The sequence below is a fragment of the Bacillus sp. JK74 genome (genome assembly GCF_053663395.1).
Window position 1 is genome coordinate 237,707 of record NZ_JBSJQB010000001.1, and the last position, 21,199, is coordinate 258,905.

The following is a 21,199-nucleotide window of genomic DNA, read 5'->3' on the forward strand; positions in this document are numbered from 1 at the left end:
TTCTAGTCATTATGTAAACGGTTATTATTATCTCACATTTCCGCCGTAAGAAACCAATTATACGCTCATCGTTATCACAAAAACCATCTTTAGTGCCCAAGTACCACCAACGTTATTATTTTCCTATTTTTCAAAAATTACGGTTAATCGGGTAACTGTCCGGGTAAATCGCTACTGTAGCCACCACACAATTGAAGGAGGAAATCATATGAAACGTATGCGTATCCCGATGTCCGTTGCCCTTGGCGCCGCTTTGTCTCTGACTCCTCTGTCCTTTGTATCCGCAAAAGAAAACCCGGTCCCTCAAAACATGGCACAGCAATCATCAGATGTCTCAGCAAAAGATGTCGGATTAAACATTGACGTTGACCTGCTCGGCATCGGCAATTCGATTGCTGACGCGATTAAGTCGGCGCAAAACCGTGACGGCTTCGTCAAAAACTTAATGGAATCTTCATTCTATGCTTCCGGACAAAAATATAATGTCATGGTGTTTAATTTAAGCCAGGAATATGAAGATCATTTTAACGGCGTTCAGTTTTACGGTTCCGCCGTTTATGACGGCATCACGTACGGCATTTGGGTGTTTGAAGACGGAAGCTTCACCAACAAAGGAGATGGCGGCTGGATCAACTGGGCCTTCAGAGGCTGGTTTGACCGCGACGGCGATCACGTCGAATTCCATCGTCCGTAATCTAAAAAAGTCCGGCGAACAGATGCCGGACTTTTTTTATTCATCTCCGTCAAGCATGGCCGCTTCCACATCATTGATGTATTGGCGAAGCTCATGCGACATGTCGCGGGAAATTTCCCGCTCTTCGAATAATGTTTGGATTTCGTTGCGGATGGCCTGTACGGCCCGCAGTTTGATTTCGAGTTTTTGATTTTCAAAACGGCGGCTCGGACTCTGTTCGTGATACGAGTGCCCCAGCCTGAAAATCAAGTGATTGTAAAAGGAAATGACGGCAAGCGTCACATCTTTATTTTCTTCAGTCATGTGTTTTTTCAGGCTTTCAATGGCCGCTTTTGCCGTTTTAACCCTTGTGGAGCGAATGAGGCCTTCTTCATTTAAAATCGACATTTCCGGCTTTTTATGTTCACCGAAAAAGATCCAGTACATCAGGCGTTTCAGCTTTTTCTTAGATAAGCCGACTTTAAACGGATTCGTATACAGCACTTCCAGTTCATCAAACCGTTCCTGAAGGCTGTCAGCCGTTTCTTCCGGGATGTCGCCCCGCTCAATCAGCCGCAGCAATTCTTCCTGTTCTGCCTGAATCCCTTGGGCGCGGACTTTCCGCTCATCTTTTTTCGTGCGGTTTTTGACGGTGAACTGCTGAAACCTGAGATTTTTCATTTTCTCATTGTATTCGGCAATGACCGCAAAAGAAGCCGTTTTGTTTGTCTCATTCATATTTTCTTTAATGGCGGTTAAGGCAGCTTTTATCAGCTTCCGTCTCGCTGTCAGCAATTTGACTTTCTTCTCTTTCACATTGTCTTCCGGCTTATCTGTCAAAATCGGCAGTACGATTGTCGCCAGCACCAATGTGCACAAAATAACGCCCGCGGCTAAAAAGAGAATCAAATTCCGTTCAGGAAACGGTGAGCCGTCAGAGAGCACGTAAGGAATGGAAAAGGAACCCGCAAGCGTGACCGCTCCCCTGACGCCTGAAACCGAAATCAGCAGGGTCGAGCGCAGGCCGGGTTTATAAATGCTCTGATCCTTGTTAAAAAACCACTTGCCGTTCCAAAAAAACAGCACCCACAAAAACCTGAGAATCATTAACGTCAGCGTAATGACGATAATATACCCGATGACCATCATATTGTTAAACGCGGTATCATTAAAGATGACGGAAACCACGTCCGGTATTTGCGCACCTAAAATAACGAAAACAAGACCGTTCAGAATGAACAAAATAATATTCCACGTACTTGAAGAGACGATTTGCAGTTTGACCATCGTTGATTCAAGACGGTCCTGCTCCACCGCATGCGTGATGCCGCCGGCCACAACCGCTAAAATGCCGGAAACGCCGATTTCTTCAGCCGCGAGATAGATGACGAACGGCGTCAGAATTTGAATCAGCATATGCATCGTGACATCCTGCATGCCGAGGCGCCGCATAAACAGCCGGAAACGGATAATCAAAAAAGAAATGACGACACCGCTGAGTAAACCGCCGGCTGAAATCAGAACGAAACTGAAGGCGGCCTGCGCCAGCGAAAATGCGCCCGTCACGGCCGCCGCAATCGCAAATTTAAAAGCGACCAGGCCGGATGCGTCATTCATCAGTCCTTCTCCTTCAAGGAGACGCAGAATGCCTTTTGGCATCTTCACACGCCCTGACAGCGCGCTGACCGCGACGACGTCAGTCGGTGACAGGATCGCCGCCAGCCCGAACGCGGCGGCCAGCGGAATGCTCGGAATCATCCAATGAATCGTGTAACCGCCGACAATCACCGTGGCAAACACGAGCCCGAGCGCAAGCAGCAGAATCGGCGCTCTTAAATTCCAAAGTTCCGCACGCGGCGTCCGTTTTCCATCGTTAAAAAGCAGCGGCGCGATAAACAAAACAAAAAACAATTCAGTATTCAGTTCAAAATGAAGCCCCTGCGGAAATGACGCCGCAATGATACCGAGCGCCACCTGAATCAAAGGCACCGGGATAAAGGGGACAAACCGATTTACGATATTTGAGATCGCGATAATGGTTAAAAGTACGAGTACGACTAAAAATATGTCCAAAGCTGACCTCCTTCATCTGCTGCATCATATCATTATTGTCTGTTCTCTGCCCTTGTCAAAGGCCGGAGCCGATGATCGGGCAGATTCAATATATTTTCCGCACGCAACCATTCTTCTTTTATTTTACCCGTTTTTATTTAAAATTTCTCATAACGCGCTCACGGCGAACTTTTTTTGCCTTCGGCTACATTTTTTCCGGAAAAAGAAAAAGCCTGTTTTCTCTGAAAACAGGCTTTTTCGCAAGCTGCGTCATCTGTTTCATGACGCGGTGCAGCGTTTATGCTGCTTAGCAAAGGATAGAGAACCACCGCCAGTGTGTCTCTATCCTTGGTTTTAAGAGCTCATCTTATTCGTGAAAATTCGTACCGTCTGTCGTCGCTTTAATGATGCCGGCGCGGATGACGAAATCGCCGAAGTGTTCGCCTTCCTCACGCTCTTTCGCGTAGCGCGGGAGAATAGTGCGAAGCTCACTCAGAATTTCCTCTTCACCGATATTTTCCCGGTACATTTTGCTCAAACGGCTGCCGTCAAACGCCGCTCCTAAATACATATTATATTTTCCGGGCGCCTTTCCGATAAATCCGATTTCGCCGAGTGCATGGCGGGCGCAGCCATTCGGGCACCCGGTCATACGGATGGTGATTTCTTCATCCCGCAGCCCGTTTTCGTCAACAATGTCTTCAATCTTATCAATCAATTTCGGCAGATACCGCTCGGCTTCGGCCATGGCGAGCCCGCATGTCGGAAGCGCGACGCAAGCCATTGAACTGCGGCGGAGGGCGGAATGCTGCCGGCCGTCTGTCAGACCGTATTGTTCGATTAATGCGCTGATTTGTTTCTTTTTCTGGCTCGAGACATTGCCGATAATCAGGTTTTGATTAGAAGTGAGACGGAAATCCCCTGTATGGACTTTGGCGATTTCACGCAATCCCGTCATCAGCTTATAATTCTCATAGTCCGTGACGCGGCCGCCTTCGATAAACATCGTAAAGTGCCATTTCCCTTTTACGCCCTTCACCCATCCGTAACGGTCGCCGTTATGGTCAAAATGATAAGGTTTCGCTTCATCCAGCTGCCAGCCGAGGCGGTTTTCCAGCTCGGCTTTTACGTTTTCCAGCCCGAGACGGTCAACGGTGTACTTGAATCGGGCATTCTTTCTGACGGAACGGTTTCCGTAATCGCGCTGAATTGTAATGGTTTTTTCCGCTACATCATACAGCTGCTCCGGTTTGCAGAAGCCGATGACTTTTGAAAGCTGCGGATAAGTGGCCGTATCGCCGTGCGTCATTCCCATACCGCCGCCGATTGCCACGTTGAATCCGATAAGACGGCCTTCCTCCACGATGGCAATGAAGCCGAGATCTTGAGAAAAGACATCGATATCATTGGACGGAGGCACGGCGATTCCGATTTTGAATTTCCGCGGCAAATACAGCGGCCCGTACATCGGTTCCGTTTCCGTGTCAGGAGTTCCCGCCACACGTTCCTCATCAAGCCAGATTTCATGATAGGCTCTCGTGCGCGGAAGAAGGTCATCGCTCAATTTCTTCGACCATTCGTATACTTCCGCATGAATTTCAGACTGGTGCGGATTTGAAGCGCACATGACGTTTCGGTTGACATCTCCGCAGGCCGCAATGGTATCAAGCAGCGCCGCATTGATTTTCTGAATCGTTTTTTTCATGTTCCATTTTAAAATTCCGTGCATTTGGAACGTTTCACGCGTTGTCAGCTTCAATGTATTGTTTCCGTATTTTTGCGCCAGTTCATCCATGACAAGCCATTGTTCCGGAGTTGACACGCCGCCTGGCATCCGGACGCGCAGCATGAACTGATAAGCCGGTTCAAGCTTTTGTTTTTGACGTTCATTACGGAGATCGCGGTCATCCTGCAAGTAGCTTCCGTGATGCTTCATCAGCCGGTTGTCATCGTCCGGGATGCCGGCTGAAATCCGGTCGAGCATGACTTCTTTCAATGTGCCGCGCAAATAATCACTTTTTTCTTTAATTTCCTCAACATCACTTGGAGGGCCTTCCGGCGCTTTTAAAATGTTGTTCACCATGCTGAATAAGCTCCTTTCAAACCAAAATCAATATACGTCACGCTGATAGCGTTTTTTCTGCTGCATGTCTGCCAGGAAGCTTTCCGCTTTTTCACGGCTCATGCCGCCTTCTTCCTGAATGATATCGAGAAGCGCCTGGTGCACGTCATGCGCCATATGCTGTTCATCACCGCAGATGTATACGGCGGCTCCCTGCTGCAGCCATTCATACAGCTCTTTGCTTTGTTCTTTCATGCGGTGCTGCACATATACTTTTTCCTCCGAATCCCGGGAAAAAGCGACGTCCATTTTTGTGAGAACACCGTTTTGCAGCCATTTTTGCCATTCCGTCTGGTACAGAAAATCAGTGACAAAGTGCTGATCCCCGAAAAACAGCCATGTTTTCCCTTCAGCTCCGGTTTCTTCACGCTCCTGCATAAAGGAACGGAACGGTGCGATGCCTGTCCCCGGCCCGACCATAATGATCGGTGTATCCGGATTTTCCGGCAGCTTGAAGTTTTGGTTGTGCTGAATGTAAATCGGAAGCGTATCTCCCGGCTGGAGTCTTTCCGCACAAAGAATGCTGCAGACGCCTTTGCGTTCTCTGCCGTGCGCGTCATATCTGACCGCTCCGATTGTCAGATGCACCTCTTCCGGATTCGCTTCTAAACTGCTTGCGATCGAATAGAGCCGGGCCGGCATTTTACGCAGGATGGAAAGAAAGTCTTCCGCGGAAGCTTCCCACGGACCGAAATCCCGGACGAGATCGAGCAGATCACGGCCGTTGGTGTATGCTTTCAGCTGCTCTTCGTTTCCTTCGGCCAGAAGTTCACTCAGCTTTTGATCAGCCGTAAACTGTGCGGCCTTTTGCAAAAGCGGCTTTGTTAAGACGGTAATTTCAAAATGAGAAGTAAGCGCGTCTTCCAGCGGACGGCGCTCTCCTTGTTTATTCACCGCCACTTCCTGTTTTGGGTCCCATTTCAGCTCATTGATCAGCTCATCAACGAGCGCCGGATCATTTTCCGGATAGATGCCGAGGCTGTCTCCGGGCTGATACGCGAGGCCCGATCCTTCAAGCGATAGCTCGAGATGACGTGTTTCTTTATTCGAACCGCGTCCGTTCAGATTGATGTTCTCAAGAACCTCCGCCCGAAACGGGTTCGTTCTGGAATATACGGATTCACCGAGAGCGGGCGTCTCGGCAGGCGCTTCGGCTGTTTGATTTCCCGCTCCTTCGTTCAAACCGCCGATAACCGCGTCAAGCCATTCCGAAAACGGCTCATCATAATCAAGATCGCAATCAACCCGCGGCGCAAGCTGGGTGCCGCCGAGCTCTTGAAGACGCTCGTCAAACTCTTTGCCGGTCTGGCAGAAAAATTCATACGAGCTGTCCCCGAGCGCCAAAACGGAGTAACGGAGCGCTTCAAGCTTCGGCGCGCGTCTGCCGTGAAGAAATTCATGAAAGGCCAGCGCGTTATCCGGCGGATCGCCTTCTCCGTGCGTGCTCACCACGATCAGTAAATTGTTTACTTTTTTCAGATTATTCGGCTTAAAATCGTTCATCGACGCGACGGTGACCTGGAATCCCCGTTCCTCAAGCGTCTTTACCGTCTGTTTCGCAAGACCTTCCGCATTTCCCGTTTGCGATCCGTATAATACGGTCACTTCTTTCGAGACTGCCGGGCTTTCTGCAGGAGCCGGAGCAGCGGGCGCGGCTGTTTCACCGGATTCGGACCGGGCCGCAGCCAAATAACCGCTCAGCCAGATTTTCTGTGATTCTGTCAAGGTCGGCAGAAGGCGGTTAAGGAGCTCTGCCTGCTCCTGATTAAACGGACTGTTCATGACCTGAAGTTGCAACGATATCCACCTCACAAGGAATTAAACGTAACGTACGTTATTTCTATAGGAATTGTCAAAATAATATTCTAATTGAAACTTTACCGAAAGTTTGTATGTAAGTAAAATATATAATCATGATGACAACGATTAAGATTACTAATGATAAAAAGCCCTTTGCACTCGGCAAAGGGCTTATACGAATAAGCCGGCGGGCACTTCTTTTATAAAAGGAGAGGGTTCTCCCGGAGACAATATGGTCAAATGATGCATCGCCCGCGTACAGGCCGTATATAACAGCTTACGGTCATGTTCGCTATTGTACTGGGCAGCAGAGGCGTCAGCGGCAATGACGGCGTCAAACTCAATGCCTTTTGCCAAATAAACGGGAATGACGCATACCCCTTTTTGAAAAGGCTGGTTTTCTTTATTGATCAAGCGGACACCGCTCTCGGCGCTGACTGCCTGAAACACTTTTTTGGCTTCCGCGGCCGTTTTGCAGATGACGGCGACCGTCTCCCAGCCTTTTTGTCTGAGCTCCCGGATTGTATCCGCCAATTGTTCCCGCCGCGCATTTTCTGTATCCGTCCGCAAAACACGCGGTTTTTCCCCGTTCCGGTTAAAAGGCTCAATGTCATCGCCGTCAGCCAGCAGCGCTTTCGTAAATTCAACAATCTGCCGCGTCGATCTGTAAGTCCGCTTCAGGCTGACATACTTTTCTGCACCATTGCGAAAGCAGCCGGCGAGGGAAGAAGGGCCCGTAATGGTGTGAGCATAAATCGACTGGCTGACATCACCGAGCACCGTCATCTTTGCCGCCGGGAAGATGCTTTGAATATACGTGAGCTGAAATGAGGAATAATCCTGCGCTTCATCAATGAAGACGTGCTTCATTTGTGTGTTTTTTCTTTTTCCTTCTAGCAGATCCTGCAAATACAGATACGGAGCGGCATCTTCATACAGAAGCGACCGTTCTGCAAATGCGTTTCTGGTCAAAGCGCCGATGCTCTCCCAATGATCGGGCTTTTCATCAGCTCCCCAGTCTGAAAACAGCCGGAGATACATCCGTTTTATATCGAGAAAGCCGAGCCGTCTGACGGCCTGCTTAATCGGTTTAAAGGCTTTCCCGACAATAATGGCGCCAAGCAGGCGCTGTTCGCGCTGATGGTCGTCAAATGCAGGTTCATCATCTGCCGCCTGCTTCTTGAGTGTTTGATAAACCTCAGCATAGTCTTCCTTATCAAGCAGCTCGCTCTCCTGCAAGACCCATTCCTTCTTACGCTCCTTTTTTTCGAGAGCGCTGATTTCCGCGAGAAGCCATTCCGCCGTCAGCTCCGCTCTGTTCGGAATCGGCAGCTGCTGATCAAGCGAATAAAAATAGGCTTCAATCCGCTCTTTTGAAATCAGGATGTCTCCCCGGAAGCTGATCTGTTTACATATCAGGCCCGAGCAGGAAAGTGAGCCGGCATAGCGGTCAATCATGGCCTGAAAAGCTGATGACGCTTTGTAAGCAATGGCTGCAAGCCTTACGGAAAGTGCGTCCTGATTTTGTTCAGTCAGGCAATATTCAAGCTGCTCGTACGGGCTTTCACAATCAAACTTTCGTCCGAGACGGCGGATGATATATTCCTGAAAGGTGGCCTGCTCCATATTCTCTTCTCCCAATTCCGGCAATACGGCGGAAACATAACTGTTAAACAAAATGTTCGGGGAAAACAATACAATCTGACGGGCATCAAGCACCCCGCGCCCGCGGTACAGCAAGTAAGCGGCCCGCTGCAGCGCCGCGGATGTTTTCCCGCTCCCGGCGGCTCCCTGAACGATGAGATATTTGCTTTTTTCATCCCGGATGATTTCGTTCTGTTCTTTTTGGATGGTCGACACGATGTTTTTCATATGCTGTCCGGAATGACCGCTCAGCACCTCTTGCAGCATTTCGTCACCAATCGTCATATCCGTGTTAAACATCGCTTTAAGCGTCCCGTTTTTAATGATGAACTGCCGCTTCAGTGTGATGTCTCCCTCTATCGTTTCTTCCGGAACTTCATAGCGGGCTTTTCCCGGGGAATATTGATAGTAAAGAGATGAGATGGGCGCGCGCCAATCATAAATGAGAAATTGCTCGTTGTTTTCATCCATCAAAGAAGTCAGCCCGATATAAATCCGCTCGGAAGAGGACTCCCCTTCTTCCGTAAAATCGACACGGCCGAAGTAAGGAGAGGTTTTCAGCTTTTGGATTTTTTGAAGCTGCCGGTATTGAAGCCGATGCGTCCGTTCACGTTCTGAAAGCATTTCCGCCTGCTGTTTAATGCTTGAAAATGTCTCAGCCGCTTCATGGGCGTCATCCATATTCACGGTGACATCATCCCAAAACGTTTTTCTCAGGCCGACAATATCCTGCTTCAATCCGCCCGATGAGGCTTCAAGATGAGTTTGTTTCTGTTCCAGTTCCTTCATGACAAAATTGATTCTTTCCTGCTCTTCTTTCCACTCTTTATCACGTTTTGCCATCAGCGGCACCTCCGAGATCAAGCTGACAAATCCGGCTTTCCTCATACAAACATATATGCAACATATTATTCAGCATTATGGTCAAATACCCTTTTTCTTATCATATCGGGCGTCTTTTTTTATCAGAAGCGAGTTATGCAGAAAAACCGATTTCTTTTATGAAATCGGTTTTTTACTGATCTATATGATAGGAACGATTCGGCAGGCGCCACCTGAACACATAACTGCAGATGCGGCATGCCACAAGCACAAGAAACAGCACATACAAACCGGCGGCATCCCCGGCCCAGCCGAGGCCCACGATTAACCCTCCGAGCGCGGCCCAGACTGCATAAATTTCCGCCTTGAGCACAAGCGGCTTTCTGCCCGCGAGCAGATCCCGTATGATGCCGCCCCCGCTTCCGGTCAGGACCGCTGCCGCAATCACCGCACTGAGCGGATGGCCCATTTTCACGGCATATAAAGCGCCTTGGATGGCAAACGCCGATAGCCCGATGGCATCGGATAGGTTGCCCCATTTACTCCAATGTCTTAACAGCAGCTTCGGAAACAAAAAGACAATCGTAACTGATGCGAGAGCGATTTGAAAAAACGCGCCTTGCTCCCACAAGGCGGAGACCGGAACACCGATCAGCAGATTTCGGATGGCTCCTCCGCCGAACGCCGTTACAATCCCCAAGATATACACGCCTAAAATATCATACTCCTCTTCCATCGCAACAATCGCTCCGCTGACCGCAAACGCAATGATGCCGATTACACTAAGCAGCTCCCAGGCCATTCCATATGCTCCTTTTTATTTGTTAAATTTTCTGACGACCATTAGATTTTATAATCGCTTTCTCTTAAAATCAACCTTATTTTTGAAAGATTCTGATTCCTAATCCGGGACAACCTCACCCGCAACCGCTGAGAGCGAGAATATTTTCCTATTTTATACTTTAATGGAAGGTTTATTGGAAGTTTCATTGAATACTTTCTCTAACAAAAAGGGGGTTATGAGATGAAAATCAGTTCACTTGTTTTTCCTGTTTTATTGGCCGCCGGATTAATTCCCGGCCTGCCGTCAGCCGAAAGCCATACGCATTCGCACACTCATGCGGAGCCGGCGAAAACGGTATATACGGACCCGCTTCCGAAAGCCGATCATTTTAAAGATCTGAAGGGCCCGGTCCAAGTTGAACAGACGGTTGACACAAAAATTCTGGATGAGAACGGCAAGCAGGTCGGCACGAAACGATTCAATGCCAATGTCAGTCAGGATAAAGCCTCAACTAAAGCCAGCACGGGCTCCCAGAAGGTCAGAGTGCTGGCGGTGGCGGACGCTGAATACCGCGCCAAATACAGCGACTGGCAAACGCGAATCGTCCAGATCGTGGAGCAGGCGGATGTCGCTTTTAACCGTGATCACAACATTGATTTCGTCGTACAGGCCGTGCAGGCTTGGAATTCTTCCGGCTCAAACAGTTCTCAGATTTTATCGAATCTCCAAAGCAGCTTCAGAAATCAAAATTATCATTTCGTCGTCGGTTTTACCGCAAAATCAAGTTTTGACGCCGGCGGTATCGCGTATGTATATAACGGCAAACCGAGCGGCCCGGCTTTCAGCGTGAACCTTGATCAAGGAACGGCCAACACGGCGAAAGCGGCACAGCACGAGTTTTCCCATAACTTCGGACTTCAGCATGACGCCCAAGGCAGCGGCATCCGCTGCGTCATGAATTATGATTATGCCTATTCCGTGGATATCTGGGACAGCTCCCATAACAGACAGATTGCGACAAACAAAGCTTGGTACAAATAATAGAAAAAGAGCCGCTCCCCATGGAGCAGGCTCTTTATTTTGCCGTGCGTTCCGTTTTGACAAAACACATGCAGATCATAATGAGAATAAATGCCGTCAATGCCAAGAAAGGAATGGTAATGAAACCGAACCAGTTAATATATTCAGATGAGCAAGGCACGCCGTAGACACACGGCTTGATGCCGCTGAAACCGGGCACCTTCTGCTCAAGGTAATGCATGATCGATATAAACGCGCCGATGACGGCCATCGGCAGCACATATTTTTTCACGCGCGTGTCACCCTGGAAGGTGGCGATTCCTAAAATCAGGACAAGCGGATACATGAGAATTCTTTGATACCAGCACAGCTCGCACGGTATGAATTTTCTGATCTCGCTGAAATAAAGGCTGCCGAGCATGGCAGCAAGAGCTATCACCCAAGAAGCATATAAAAATACGATTCTATTTTTCATTTTTCAGCTCTTTCTTAATCGTTTTTGAAATTTCCTCATAATTAGAGAATTCTTTAATCACTTTGTCATTTACGTAAATCGTCGGTGTCGCCGTAATGTTTAATTTATCATTCAGGTCAGTGTCAGCTTTCAGCTCTTTTGCAAATGTCTCTTTATCAAGGTTTTCCTTCAGCTTGTCAGGATCAACCTTTTTCGCGGTGCTTTTGACCGTTTTTTCAAGCAATGCAGGCGTGACCCATTCCTGTTCGCTTGACGGCTGCTCTTCAAACAGCTTTTCATGGAAAGCCCAGAATGATGCCGGGTCTTCCTTCCACACCTCTTCTGAAGCAAGTGCCGCCAGACGCGAGCCGCTTCCGTGGTACATGACGTTCACAAATGAAAATTTCACGTCGCCTTTATCGATAAAATCTTTTTTGATTTTCGGAAAGATATCGCTGTTAAATACTTTGCATGACGGACATTTGTAATCTCCGAATTCAACTACCGTAACAGGCGCGCTGTCTTTGCCGAGCACGGGCTGTCCTTTAATGGAAGGCTGTTCGGCGACTGTTTCGCCCGCTTTTTCCGTTTGGTTGTTAATAATTACGATGGCCGCAAATAAAACGACAACGATTAACGTCAGAATCACCGCAAATTTCGCAGACGATTGTTTCTTTTTCACTCAGACACCTCATTGTTTTTAAAATAAAAAAGAAGCGGATGCCGGATGGCCCGCTTCTCTATTTTACCAAGACAACCTTGTTTAAGAAAACCCTGAAAAACGAATTATCTTTGACAATTATTCCGCTTTCACTCTCATGACGCGCATCGCGTTGGCAACGGCGATCAGCGTGACGCCTACATCTGAAAAGACCGCTTCCCACATGGTGGCGAATCCGAATGCGCCAAGCAAGAGAAAAATGATTTTTACGCCTAAAGCAAATCCGATGTTCTGCCAGACGATCCGGCGTGTGCGGCGTGCAATCCGGATGGCTTCGGCTGCTTTTGACGGCTGGTCTGTCATCAGGACGACATCGGCCGCTTCGACGGCGGCATCAGAACCGAGAGCCCCCATGGCAGCTCCGATGTCAGCTCTGGCAAGCACAGGCGTATCATTAATCCCGTCGCCGACAAACATCAGTTTTTCATTCGGTGAAAGCGCGGCTTCAAGTTCTTCGACGCGGTCTACCTTGTCACCAGGCAAAAGCTCTGTGTACACGTCATCAATACCGAGCTCTCGGCCGACAGCTTCTCCGGTCTGCTTTGAATCACCCGTCAGCATCACTGTCCGCTTCACGCCGAGCGCTTTTAAATTGGCAATGGCCTGTTTGGCGTCCTCTTTGATTTCATCGGCGATCACGATTGCCCCCGCATACTGCTGATCCACGGCGACATAAACGACGGTTCCGTTATTTTCAGCTGTGCCGGAAGCGATTTGTTCTTTTGCCATCAGTTTTTGATTTCCGGCCAAAATCGTTGATCCGCCGGTTTTCACCCTAATGCCGTGTCCGGGTATTTCTTCATATTCTTCAATCTCCTCAGCCGCTAACGGTTGATTGTAAGCTTCACGGATGGAAGAAGCAATCGGATGATTGGAATGGACTTCTGCAAGCGCGGCTGCATGAAGCAGGCTGTCATTCGTAAATCCTGCCGCCGGTTTGATATCAGTAACGGCGAAATTGCCTTTCGTTAAGGTTCCCGTTTTATCAAACACGGCGTATGCCACCTGATTGAGCGCTTCTAAATAGTTGCTGCCTTTCACGAGCACCCCTGCTTTAGACGCAGCCCCGATACCGCCGAAAAACCCGAGCGGAATGGAGACGACGAGTGCGCACGGACAAGAAATCACAAGGAAAATCAGCGCGCGGTACACCCAGTCGGATAGCGCGGCTGAAGGCACGAGAAGCGGCGGTAAAAAGGCGAGAAGCACCGCAACAATGACAACGGCCGGTGTATAGTACTTGGCAAACTTCGTAATAAAGTTTTCCGTTTTCGCTTTGCGTCCGGCCGCATTTTCGACCAGATTCAATATTTTTGACACGGCAGAGTCTTCATACCCTTTAGAGGTTTCAATATGAAGCACGCCGTTCTGATTCATAAATCCGGCCATCACCTCTTGCCCCGGCTCCGCTTTTCTCGGCACGGATTCGCCCGTTAAAGCGGATGTATCAACCATCGAGGAACCGCTCAGCACCTTTCCGTCCAGCGGAATCCGTTCTCCGGGATTCACGATGATGACCTGTCCGACTTTGACGTCCTGCGGGGGAACGGCAGCCATGCCGTTTTCCGTTTTCACATTGGCGTACTCAGGACGGATGTCCAATAACGCGCTGATCGATTTTCTGGATCGGCTGACGGCCGCTCCCTGAAACAATTCACCGATCTGGTAGAACAGCATGACCGCGACGCCTTCCGGATATTGATGAATGATAAATGCGCCGATTGTGGCAAGCGCCATCAGAAAATGCTCATCAAATACCTGGCCGCGGACAATATTTTTTCCCGCTCTGGCTACGATATCGCCGCCGATGATCAAATATGAAGCAAAAAAGAGCAGAAACTCAAGGACGGCGCCCGTGTGCGCGAAGTAAGCGATGACGGCCAAAACAGCGCCCGCCGCCAATCTCACTAACATCAGCTGCAGCTTTTTGCGGTATTCATCCTCACCGGGTTTGTCTTCGTGCTTCGAACGAACGGTCACATGAGGATCAATGGACTTTACTTTTTTCGCGACTTCGTCTTTCATCCATTGCTCGTTTTTCCCGCCGGCTGAGACCGTGATGGTGCTTGCCGCAAAATTGACAGCACAGCCGTCTATGCCGTCAATGGCTTTTACGCCGTTTTCTATTTTTTTTGCACAGTTGCTGCAATCAAGTCCGTCTAATACAAATTCACCTTTGGCTGCTTTCATTTTCGACTCACCCTACTTTCCGTAATAGGATTCCCATAACATCAATACAGCTAAACGAAATTATATATATGAGCATATATTCATATAAGTGTTTTCTCTATTATATGCAGGCTTTGAATAAAGTGTCAATAAAAAAGACAAAACCGGCATCAGCCGATTTTGTCTTTTTTCACCTTCTGTAAACGCAAGGCATTAAGCACGACCGATACCGAGCTGAATGCCATGGCGGCGCCTGCCACCCACGGAGCCAGAAAGCCGGCTGCCGCAATCGGAATGCCGATGCTGTTGTAGCCCAATGCCCATCCTAAATTCTGCTTGATGTTTCTCATAGTCAGCCTGCTCATGCCGATGGCGTCGGCAATGCCGTTCAGGTCTCCGCGGATCAGCGTAATGTCCGCTGCTTCCATTGCGATATCGGTGCCGGTGCCGATGGCCATTCCGATATCGGCCACAGCCAGCGCCGGAGCATCATTGATGCCGTCACCAACCATCGCCACGCGCCGGCCTTCTTTTTGCAGCCGGGAAATTTCTGCCGCCTTTTGTTCGGGAAGCACTTCTGCGATCACGCTGCCGATGCCCGCGGCTTTTGCAATGGCTTCCGCGGTCTTTTTGTTGTCACCGGTCATCATGATGACGTCAAGCCCCATATCATTCAGACGTTTCACCGCGGCCGGAGATGTTTCTTTGATGGTATCGGCGACTGCGATAAGCCCCGCCGCTTTGCCGTCTGCCGCAATAAGCATCACCGTTTTTCCTTCCGCCTCCAAGCGGGCCATGTGCGGAAGCAGTGCTTCATGTTCAATGTGCTCTGATTCCATCAGCCGTCTTGATCCGGCAAGAATCGTTCTCCCTTCAGCCTCTGCATAGATTCCGGAACCGATCCGGGCTTGGAACCGGGCGAGTTTCGGGATGGAAATCCCCCGTTTTTCGGCTCCTGACACGATGGCTTCTCCAAGCGGGTGCTCCGATCCCGTTTCGGCGGCCGCCGCCAGCCGCAGGAGCTCCTCTTCGTTCATTCCCGCTGCCGGTACGGCGTCTGTCAGCACCGGTCTGCCGTTTGTCACCGTTCCGGTTTTATCCAGTACGATGGTCGTCAGACGCTGGGTCTTTTCTAGATGCTCCCCGCCTTTAAAGAGAATGCCGAATTCAGCTGCGCGGCCGGAGCCCGCCATAATGCTCGTCGGAGTGGCGAGCCCCAGTGCGCACGGACAGGCAATGACAAGCACGGCGATGAATTTGCCGATCGCTTCAGAAAACTGTCCCGGCGCCGCCCATACATACCAAATGAGAAAAGTCAGCACGGCCAGCCCCAGCACAATCGGGACGAAAATGCCTGAAATGTGATCCGCGAGCCGCTGAATGGGGGCTTTTGATCCTTGGGCTTCTTCCACGATTTTAATAATGTGTGCAAGCGCGGTATCTTTGCCGACATTCACCGCTCTGATTTTGAGAAAGCCGTTTGCATTGATCGTCGCCCCGGTGACGGTGCTTCCGGGAGACTTATCGACAGGCATGCTCTCTCCCGTAATCATCGATTCATCAATCGCGGAATGGCCTTCAATCACTTCGCCATCGACAGGAACGCGTTCTCCAGGTTTCACGTATACGATATCCCCCGTCCGGACCTCGTCAATCGGAATCACCTGTACTTTGCCGTCCCGCTCAACCGCCGCCGTCTTCGCCTGAAGCTTCATTAGCTTTTTAATCGCTTCTGATGAGCGGCCTTTTGCTTTCATCTCTAAAAGCTTTCCAAGCAATATCAAAGTCAGCAAAATGGCGCTCGTTTCATAATAAAGCCCCTCAGCATGTCCGTCTCGCCCGAGAGACGCAATCGTCATGTACAGGCTGTATGCGTAAGCGGCCGTCGTTCCGAGCGCAACGAGAACATCCATATTGGCGCTTTTGTTTCTCAGCGCCTTGTACGCTCCCGTATAAAAAGGCCAGCCGATGACGAGCTGCACCGGGGTGGCAAGCGCGAATTGCAGCCACGGATTCATCAGGATATCCGGCATCCAGATAAAAGAAGTAAAAGAAAAATGGCTGACCATCGACCATAAAAGCGGAAAGGAGAGAACGGCAGAAAATATCAGCCTGATCAGCTGCTTTCGCTGCTCTTTCTCCTTTTGGGATAATCCGCCGTCTCCATCAACCGCTTTCTTCCCGTCTAATCGGTAGCCGAGTTTTGCCACGATCTCTTTCAGCTCTTTCGGTGTCACCTCTTTCGGATTGTATTCAACGGTGACTGTTTCCAGGGCGAAATTCACCGGTGCGCTCACAACGCCCTCTGTTTTGTTCAGGCGCTTTTCAATCCGGTTGGCGCAAGCGGCACACGTCATGCCTTCAATCTGAAACTCGGCTTTTTCCGTCACGACGTGATAGCCGAGTTTTTCAATTTTATCCTTTATGGCGCCAGCTTCGATTTTGTCAGGCTGATAAGAAATATTTGAGGTCTCAAGCGCAAGATTGACGGAAGCGTCATTGACGCCGTCCATCCGTTTCAGCCCTTTTTCAATTCTTGAAGCGCAGGCGGCGCATGTCATGCCTCCCACCTGAATGGTCATCTCTTTCGGTTCACTCAATGTCCTCATCTCTCTTCATAAACCCCATGGGGGTATAATTATGATAAAAGAAAACCGCGCCCGTTCCCGAAGCGCGATAAATCCTATACGACGTCATACCCTTGATCTTCAATCGCGTCTTTTATATCTGATACGGAGACTTTGTTTTCATCAAACGTCACATCCACCTGTCCGGCTTCCAATTTCACCTGAACCGCCGTCACTCCGTTCAGTTCTCCCACTCCGGTCTCTACTGCTTTTACGCAGTGCTGACAGGACATGCCTTCGACTTGCAGTGTTTTTTGTTCCATGATGATTCCCTCCACGTCTTGTTTTTTCTTTTTTATGTTACCATACCCCTGTAGGGTATTTCAAAACATTTTATTTTACGATTTCGCGATTTTTTTCACAACATCAAGCAGCTCGGCAATCGCCTGCTCCCCGTTTCCGCTCTCAATGGCGCCGGCTACGCAGTGATGGGCGTGATCTTCCAGCAGATGAAACGCGACTTTCTGCATGGCCGCCTGCACGGCTGAAATCTGCACGAGAATATCCACGCAGTATCGTTCGTTTTCCACCATATTCTGAATGCCCCTGACTTGGCCTTCAATCCGTTTCAGCCGGTTCAGAATCTGGTCTTTTTCTTTGGCGCTTTTATGATTTAACGATTGATGCTCGGTATGTTTGTCCATTTTCCACCTCGGTTTTGTTCTTCGTTACCTTCATTATACAGACTTGAAAATCCGGTGTAAAAAATTTTCAACACACAAGTTTAACCAGTACACCCGCGGGGTATATATTGTTATCACATATCATGAGGGGGAAGTTCATTGAAAACGATACAGGTTGGCATATTGGGATATGGTTTGTCCGGGAAAGTCTTTCATGCGCCGCTTTTGGACGTCCTTGATGATTATCAGATCAAAAAAGTCATGACCTCCAGAACGGAGGAGGTCAAACGTGATCTGCCGGGGGCTGAAGCCGTGCGCGCGATTGAAGACATTACCGGTGATCCTGACATTGATCTCGTCATCGTTACGACACCGAGCGGAATGCATTATGAATCAGCGATGAAATGTCTCCTGGCGGGAAAACACACCGTCGTGGAAAAACCGATGACGGCGACTTCAGCAGAAGCGGAGGAGCTGAGAAGAACGGCTGAAAATAAAGGCGTCTTACTGAGCGTGTACCACAACCGGCGGTGGGACAATGACTTTTTAACGATACAAAAGCTGATTCGGGACGGGGCGCTTCAAGACATTCATACATATCAAGTCAACTACGATCTGTACAATCCGGTTGTCCAAGAAAGATGGCGCGAAAAAAGCGGACCCGCCACGGGAACGCTGTATGATCTCGGTTCACATATTATTGACCAGACACTCCTGCTTTTCGGAATGCCGGAATCCGTCACGGCACATGTGATGAAACAGCGGGACAACAGTGAAACCGTCGATTATTTTCTGGCCGCGCTCCATTACGGCAAGCTTCAGGTCATTCTTCAATCCGGCTCTATAAATGCGGCAAACGGCCCGCGCTATCAGATTCACGGACGGAATGCAAGCTTTATCAAATACGGAAAGGACGGACAGGAAGAGGCGCTTTCAGCCGGCCAAAAGCCGATTGACGACAGCTGGGGCGCCGATGACCCTGACAACTTCGGAGAGCTGACAATCGCAGCGGATGAAAAAAGGCATACAGAAACAATCCCCTCTGAGAACGGCTCTTACCTTACGTACTACAAACTGCTGGCGGACAGCATCTTAAACGGAAAACCGCTTCCCGTTACGGCGGAAGAAGGCATCGATGTCATCCGTGTCATTGAAGCGGCGATGAAAAGCAGCGAGCAAAAACGGACGATTGCCCTTTAATATAAAAAAACCTCCCTGCCGACGGCGGGGAGGTTTTTTTTAAGATCAGAATGATTTTCCGGCTTCTTTCGCGCGGGCAATCGCATCTTCTTTAATTTGCTGTGCTTTATTCGGTTCAGCATTATGGCCTTCAACGATTAAACCGTCAAAAGAAGGAACGCCGAAGAAGTTCATCATGATGCCGATGTAACGGTGGCCCATTTCCATGTCAGCCGCCGGGCCTTCAGAGTAATAGCCTCCGCGCGCCTGAATGTGGAGCGCTTTTTTGTCAGTCAACAGGCCGATCGGGCCTTGCTCTGTATATTTGAATGATTTTCCGGCTACAGCCACAGAATCAAGGTACGCTTTCATAACAGGCGGGAATGAGAAGTTCCAAAGCGGTGTGACGAATACGTATTTGTCAGCTGACGCGAATTGATCGCTCAGCTCATTCAGACGGCCGACTTTCGCTTTTTCGTTTTCAGAAAGCTCTTCAAAACCTGTGCCGGATTGAAGTTTTCCCCAGCCGCTGAATACATCCGCGTCGATATGAGGAATGTTCTCTTTGTAAAGGTCGATATGTACAACCTCATCATTCGGGTTTGATTCTTTATAAGAATCGATAAACGCTTTTCCTGTCGCCATGCTGTAAGATGTCTTTTCATCATGAGGATGAGCAGTGATATAAAGTACTTTTGCCATTGTTAACAGCCCTTTCGTTTTCAAATTACACACACATTTATTATGAAATATGAATGTTTTTTTATACTGATCAGTTCTGTAATAATTATAGTTACAAAAAATTCTTTTCGCAACAATAATATCTCGAAATCAGTATATTTTTTAAAAAAGGCTGTAATGACGGGAATGGCAAGCAGCAGAAAAAGCAGAAACATTTAGTTTCTGCTCAAAATCGGATTTGGTTTGCAGACCGGAATATCCAACCCGAGATTCCCCCGCAGTGTATCCGCCGGATAGCTTTTTCGGTACAGCCCCTTTTCCTGAAGGATCGGTATGACTTGATCTACAAAGGCTTCAAGCATGCCCGGGATGTCAGAGTGAATGATAAACCCGTCCGCCGCTTCCCGCTGAAACCATGTTTCAATTAATGATGCCACACGTTCCGGTGTCCCGATAAAGTTGGTTCGCGGAAACGCGGCTTCGCGCGCCACTTGACGCAGCGTAAGATTCCTGGCTTTCGCCTCTCTTTTGATACGGTCTGTCGTACTTTGAAACGCGTTTTTCCCGACGTCGCCCAAATCAGGAAACGGCTCATCCAGCGGAAAACGGCTCAGATCATAATCGTCAAAAAATCTGGCCACATATTTAACGGCGTTCTCTATCGGTATCAGCTCGGCGAATTCCTGATATTTCGCTTCCGCTTCTTCTTGTGAGCCGGCTATAATCGGACTGATTCCCGGAAAGATCCGCAGCTTGGAAGCGTCCCGGCCGTAATCCGCCGCCCGCTTCTTCACATCATCATAAAAAGCTTTCGTTTCCTCAAGTGAATTGGAGTGCGTAAAGACTGCATCTGCATTCCTCGCGGCAAACGACCGGCCGGTTTCTGAAGACCCCGCTTGGAAAACGACCGGCTCTCCCTGTTTGGACCGGCCGATATTCAGCGGGCCCTCCACTTGAAAATACTCGCCTTTGTGATACAGGCGATGCAGTTTGTCAGGGTCAAAAAACTGCCCGGTTTCTTTGTTGCGGACGAAGGCATCTTCTTCCCAGGAATTCCACAGACCGCGCACCACGTCCACATGTTCCTGGGCGATGTCGTAGCGCCGGCTGTGGTCGGGAAGGCTTTCTTTGCTGTGATTGCGCGCGGCTCCCGCCTGCGGAGAGGTGACGAGATTCCAGCCCGCCCTGCCGCCGCTGATATGGTCAAGAGACATCAGCTGTCTTGCGATGGTAAACGGCTCAGTGAACGAGGTGGAAAATGTGCCGATTAAACCAAGATGGGTTGTAGAGGCGGCAAGCGCCGATAAAATAGTGATCGGCTCAAACCGATTTAAGAAATGCGGGATGGACTTTTCAGAAATGAACAAGCCGTCCGCAATAAAAGCAAAGCTGAACAGCCCTCTTTCAGCGGTCTGCGCTTTTTGCCTGTAAAACGCCGCATTCGTGCTTGCTGTCGGATCGACGTCGGGATGACGCCAGCCGTCCGTTGTGCCGCCGACACCGTGAATCATGGCTCCGAATTGAATTAGATCCGTCCGGCTCATTTTCTCTCCCCCTTTTTCCCCTCGTAATCGGCAAGCGCCCGTTCTACATGCTCAATGCCGACTTGAGTAACGGCCTGATACACACGGCTGTCACCGCTGCCGATTTCAACGACGGGAACATGACGGATGCCGTACTTCGTCTGCAGCACGTCACGCAATTCGTCCCGCTCTGTCACATCAATTGTTTCGTATGCCACGGCTTTTTCCCGCAAATATCCTTTCACTTCATCACAATAGGAGCAGCCCTGTTTGCTCCAGACCACTACGTTTACTTCATGACTCAT

17 protein-coding genes are annotated in these 21,199 nt (G+C 49.4%); 3 read left to right on the forward strand and 14 right to left on the reverse strand.

The window, feature by feature from the left end; all coding sequences use genetic code 11:
• The first annotated feature begins 208 nt into the window (after positions 1-208).
• Complete coding sequence (locus ACWJJ5_RS01255; protein ID WP_020954314.1) at positions 209-694, forward strand: hypothetical protein; 486 nt, start codon at positions 209-211, stop codon at positions 692-694.
• A gap of 36 nt (positions 695-730) precedes the next feature.
• Here ACWJJ5_RS01255 and ACWJJ5_RS01260 read toward each other — a convergent pair whose 3' ends face one another.
• From ACWJJ5_RS01260 to ACWJJ5_RS01280, 5 genes are all read right to left on the reverse strand, one after another.
• Positions 731-2,746: a Na+/H+ antiporter gene (locus tag ACWJJ5_RS01260; RefSeq protein ID WP_077722834.1), complete on the reverse strand. Its 2,016-nt coding sequence runs from the start codon at positions 2,744-2,746 to the stop codon at positions 731-733.
• Positions 2,747-3,092: 346 nt separating this feature from the next.
• The gene (gene cysI, locus ACWJJ5_RS01265) at positions 3,093-4,808 is read right to left on the reverse strand and encodes an assimilatory sulfite reductase (NADPH) hemoprotein subunit (protein WP_052827842.1); all 1,716 of its coding nucleotides are present in this window, start codon (positions 4,806-4,808) and stop codon (positions 3,093-3,095) included.
• Positions 4,809-4,835: 27 nt separating this feature from the next.
• Complete coding sequence (locus ACWJJ5_RS01270; protein ID WP_434685904.1) at positions 4,836-6,644, reverse strand: assimilatory sulfite reductase (NADPH) flavoprotein subunit; 1,809 nt, start codon at positions 6,642-6,644, stop codon at positions 4,836-4,838.
• 174 nt (positions 6,645-6,818) lie between these two features.
• Positions 6,819-9,134, reverse strand: a complete 2,316-nt coding sequence (helD, locus tag ACWJJ5_RS01275) for an RNA polymerase recycling motor HelD (protein ID WP_454022126.1) — start codon at positions 9,132-9,134, stop codon at positions 6,819-6,821.
• A 172-nt stretch (positions 9,135-9,306) separates the two neighbouring features.
• Entirely contained in the window at positions 9,307-9,915 is a 609-nt protein-coding gene (locus ACWJJ5_RS01280) for a trimeric intracellular cation channel family protein (RefSeq protein WP_007410017.1), read from the reverse strand.
• A 222-nt stretch (positions 9,916-10,137) separates the two neighbouring features.
• Between ACWJJ5_RS01280 and ACWJJ5_RS01285 the strand changes: the two genes are divergently transcribed.
• Positions 10,138-10,938 carry a zinc-dependent metalloprotease gene (locus ACWJJ5_RS01285; protein WP_025853854.1) on the forward strand — a complete coding sequence of 267 codons (801 nt, stop codon included), beginning with the start codon at positions 10,138-10,140 and terminating at the stop codon, positions 10,936-10,938.
• A 34-nt stretch (positions 10,939-10,972) separates the two neighbouring features.
• On the opposite strand, the gene ACWJJ5_RS01290 is transcribed toward ACWJJ5_RS01285, so the two are convergent.
• From ACWJJ5_RS01290 to csoR, 6 genes are all read right to left on the reverse strand, one after another.
• Positions 10,973-11,392 carry a disulfide oxidoreductase gene (locus ACWJJ5_RS01290; protein ID WP_014305812.1) on the reverse strand — a complete coding sequence of 140 codons (420 nt, stop codon included), beginning with the start codon at positions 11,390-11,392 and terminating at the stop codon, positions 10,973-10,975.
• Entirely contained in the window at positions 11,382-12,053 is a 672-nt protein-coding gene (locus ACWJJ5_RS01295) for a DsbA family protein (protein ID WP_014305813.1), read from the reverse strand. Before ACWJJ5_RS01295 ends, ACWJJ5_RS01290 begins: the two co-directional genes overlap by 11 nt.
• A 117-nt stretch (positions 12,054-12,170) precedes the next feature.
• On the reverse strand, positions 12,171-14,282 hold the full coding sequence (locus ACWJJ5_RS01300) for a heavy metal translocating P-type ATPase (protein WP_454022127.1): 2,112 nt from the start codon (positions 14,280-14,282) through the stop codon (positions 12,171-12,173).
• A 149-nt stretch (positions 14,283-14,431) separates the two neighbouring features.
• Complete coding sequence (locus ACWJJ5_RS01305; RefSeq protein ID WP_454022128.1) at positions 14,432-16,861, reverse strand: heavy metal translocating P-type ATPase; 2,430 nt, start codon at positions 16,859-16,861, stop codon at positions 14,432-14,434.
• Between the two features lie 83 nt (positions 16,862-16,944).
• A complete protein-coding gene (copZ, locus tag ACWJJ5_RS01310) occupies positions 16,945-17,151 on the reverse strand; it encodes a copper chaperone CopZ (protein ID WP_015240581.1) in 207 nt (68 codons plus the stop codon).
• A gap of 75 nt (positions 17,152-17,226) precedes the next feature.
• Positions 17,227-17,532, reverse strand: a complete 306-nt coding sequence (gene csoR / locus ACWJJ5_RS01315) for a copper-sensing transcriptional repressor CsoR (protein WP_013353610.1) — start codon at positions 17,530-17,532, stop codon at positions 17,227-17,229.
• 138 nt (positions 17,533-17,670) lie between these two features.
• Between csoR and ACWJJ5_RS01320 the strand changes: the two genes are divergently transcribed.
• Positions 17,671-18,711 (forward strand): oxidoreductase, encoded by a 1,041-nt coding sequence (locus tag ACWJJ5_RS01320; protein WP_454022129.1) that lies wholly within the window; start codon positions 17,671-17,673, stop codon positions 18,709-18,711.
• A gap of 45 nt (positions 18,712-18,756) precedes the next feature.
• Here ACWJJ5_RS01320 and azoRB read toward each other — a convergent pair whose 3' ends face one another.
• The 3 genes from azoRB to ACWJJ5_RS01335 all read right to left on the reverse strand — a co-directional run bounded on the left by azoRB (position 18,757) and on the right by ACWJJ5_RS01335 (position 21,199).
• Entirely contained in the window at positions 18,757-19,392 is a 636-nt protein-coding gene (gene azoRB, locus ACWJJ5_RS01325) for an FMN-dependent NADH-azoreductase AzoRB (protein WP_003151719.1), read from the reverse strand.
• A gap of 194 nt (positions 19,393-19,586) precedes the next feature.
• The gene (locus ACWJJ5_RS01330; protein ID WP_070082371.1) at positions 19,587-20,915 is read right to left on the reverse strand and encodes an LLM class flavin-dependent oxidoreductase; all 1,329 of its coding nucleotides are present in this window, start codon (positions 20,913-20,915) and stop codon (positions 19,587-19,589) included.
• Complete coding sequence (locus ACWJJ5_RS01335; RefSeq protein ID WP_003151715.1) at positions 20,912-21,199, reverse strand: glutaredoxin family protein; 288 nt, start codon at positions 21,197-21,199, stop codon at positions 20,912-20,914. Before ACWJJ5_RS01335 ends, ACWJJ5_RS01330 begins: the two co-directional genes overlap by 4 nt.

What these genes read in the sequence shown, in the direction of transcription:
- ACWJJ5_RS01255 (WP_020954314.1), top strand. Translation starts at nt 209, where the DNA reads ATGAAACGTATGCGTATCCCGATGTCCGTTGCCCTTGGCGCCGCTTTG.
- cysI (WP_052827842.1), bottom strand. Translation starts at nt 4,808, where the DNA reads ATGGTGAACAACATTTTAAAAGCGCCGGAAGGCCCTCCAAGTGATGTT.
- helD (WP_454022126.1), bottom strand. Translation starts at nt 9,134, where the DNA reads ATGGCAAAACGTGATAAAGAGTGGAAAGAAGAGCAGGAAAGAATCAAT.
- ACWJJ5_RS01280 (WP_007410017.1), bottom strand. Translation starts at nt 9,915, where the DNA reads ATGGCCTGGGAGCTGCTTAGTGTAATCGGCATCATTGCGTTTGCGGTC.
- ACWJJ5_RS01285 (WP_025853854.1), top strand. Translation starts at nt 10,138, where the DNA reads ATGAAAATCAGTTCACTTGTTTTTCCTGTTTTATTGGCCGCCGGATTA.
- ACWJJ5_RS01290 (WP_014305812.1), bottom strand. Translation starts at nt 11,392, where the DNA reads ATGAAAAATAGAATCGTATTTTTATATGCTTCTTGGGTGATAGCTCTT.
- ACWJJ5_RS01300 (WP_454022127.1), bottom strand. Translation starts at nt 14,282, where the DNA reads ATGAAAGCAGCCAAAGGTGAATTTGTATTAGACGGACTTGATTGCAGC.
- copZ (WP_015240581.1), bottom strand. Translation starts at nt 17,151, where the DNA reads ATGGAACAAAAAACACTGCAAGTCGAAGGCATGTCCTGTCAGCACTGC.
- csoR (WP_013353610.1), bottom strand. Translation starts at nt 17,532, where the DNA reads ATGGACAAACATACCGAGCATCAATCGTTAAATCATAAAAGCGCCAAA.
- azoRB (WP_003151719.1), bottom strand. Translation starts at nt 19,392, where the DNA reads ATGGCAAAAGTACTTTATATCACTGCTCATCCTCATGATGAAAAGACA.
- ACWJJ5_RS01330 (WP_070082371.1), bottom strand. Translation starts at nt 20,915, where the DNA reads ATGAGCCGGACGGATCTAATTCAATTCGGAGCCATGATTCACGGTGTC.
- ACWJJ5_RS01335 (WP_003151715.1), bottom strand. Translation starts at nt 21,199, where the DNA reads ATGAGTCATGAAGTAAACGTAGTGGTCTGGAGCAAACAGGGCTGCTCC.